The organism is Oscillochloris sp. ZM17-4, from assembly GCF_019599295.1.
Lineage (GTDB): Bacteria > Chloroflexota > Chloroflexia > Chloroflexales > Chloroflexaceae > Oscillochloris.
Genome location: NZ_JAIEWN010000165.1, coordinates 1 through 1,451, shown reverse-complemented (window position 1 = coordinate 1,451; position 1,451 = coordinate 1). Strand labels below are relative to the sequence as shown.

General features: G+C 69.4%; 2 protein-coding genes. One reads left to right on the top strand and one right to left on the bottom strand.

The genetic code is table 11. From position 1 onward, the window contains the following. On the bottom strand, positions 1–566 hold a 566-nt coding region (locus K2Z83_RS28415), incomplete at its 3' end, for a PHD finger domain-containing protein (protein ID WP_220598539.1). Between the two features lie 215 nt (positions 567–781). Here K2Z83_RS28415 and K2Z83_RS28410 point away from each other — a divergent pair. Then, positions 782–1,451 (top strand): hypothetical protein (locus K2Z83_RS28410; RefSeq protein WP_220598538.1); only part of this gene is annotated, 670 nt, incomplete at its 3' end.

Below are 1,451 nucleotides of genomic sequence, written 5' to 3'. Positions count from 1 at the left end.
CGCACCTCGCCGAGGGCGGCTTGCGCGTCGGCGTCCGTGTAGGTGGAGCGGGCCGGGCGGGATCTCCGGCGCTGGTCGAGGGCCTGCAGCGGCGCGTCGGGCGAGCCGGTCGCGCCCCGCACGATCGCCCGCAGCAGCGGGCCGAGCCGCTTATCCGAGGCGCAGCTGGAGCGGTAGATCACCTTGGCACAGCGCGGGCAGCGCCAGCCGGCCGCGCCCGCGCAGAGCACCATGACATGGCGCTGGCAGCCGGCGCACTGGAGCCACCAGCGCAGCCCGCGGTTCTTGGGCTGCGGCGTCGCGACCACGGCAATCACGGCGGCGGCGAATCGCCCCGCCTCGTCTGGTGCCAGCTCCAGGCGAAGCTCCATAGGCGAGCGCGCCCTGAGCGTGTAGCGGCTACGGCCGAGCACCCGCGCCCCGATGCTCCAGGTGATCGTGTCTGTGACCGCCTCCTGCCCCGCGCAGGCCCTGGCGATCGCCGGGCGCAGCGCCGCGATCCGCAGCTGCAGCTGCTCCTCGGCCAGTGGCCGCTGCCGCACCCGACCTGATCCGAGCCCGCCCATGAGGCACCTCCTCCGTGCTACACGAAAGCGAGTGTTAGGAAAATCAAGCCTGCGTTCGTACGTGCGATTCTGGCAGCACAAACGCGAGCGTATCTCGCCCAGGCCCTCTCGCTCATGCTATACTTCCTATCACCGCGTAGCCGATAACCGTTAACTGATAACCGATCATACCGCATCAGCGTGTCGATAGCTAGGACTGATTCTCAGGAGCCGCCGTGAGCGACGATCTCGCAGCCCGCCTCACCCGCCTGCGCCGGAAGCTGGAGCACGAGACCGACCCCGAGGAGCGGGCCGATCTCCTGCTGGCGATTGAGGCCGCAGAGCATAAGCTCGCCGCTCAGCAATCCCAGGTCAGCCTCGCCGGTGCACAGATGGGCGATGTCGCCATCGGGCCAGTAGCCGGTGGCGACCAGACGACGGTCGGGCGTCACGGGCGTCAGAGCAATCCCGCAGACAACTCCCAGGTTGATGTCCTCAACCAGGGTGACATCGGGCGCAACCTGTTCGCCGGCGAGACGAGCGGCAACTACATCGCCGAGGTGATCCACCTCTACCAGCAGACCCCCGCCGCGCCCCAGGCCGACTACGGAGCGGCCCTGCGCCGCTACCTCAAGCACCTCTATGTGACCCACGGCACGCTCGACCTGCGCGGGATCGACCAGCGCCAGATGAATATGCCGCTCAGCGAGGTGTATGTCTCGCTGACCGTGCGCGAGGTCGCGCCGTCCGAGGGCGTGCTGCGCGGCGGCCTGCGCGCCTTTATGGAGAAGGTGCGCCAGGTGGTCGGCAAGGAGGCCGAGGCGCCCGAGGGCCGCGAGCAGGCGGTGGAGTGGACGACCATCCTGCGCCAGCAGAGGCTGGCGGTGATCGGTCTGCCCGGCAGCG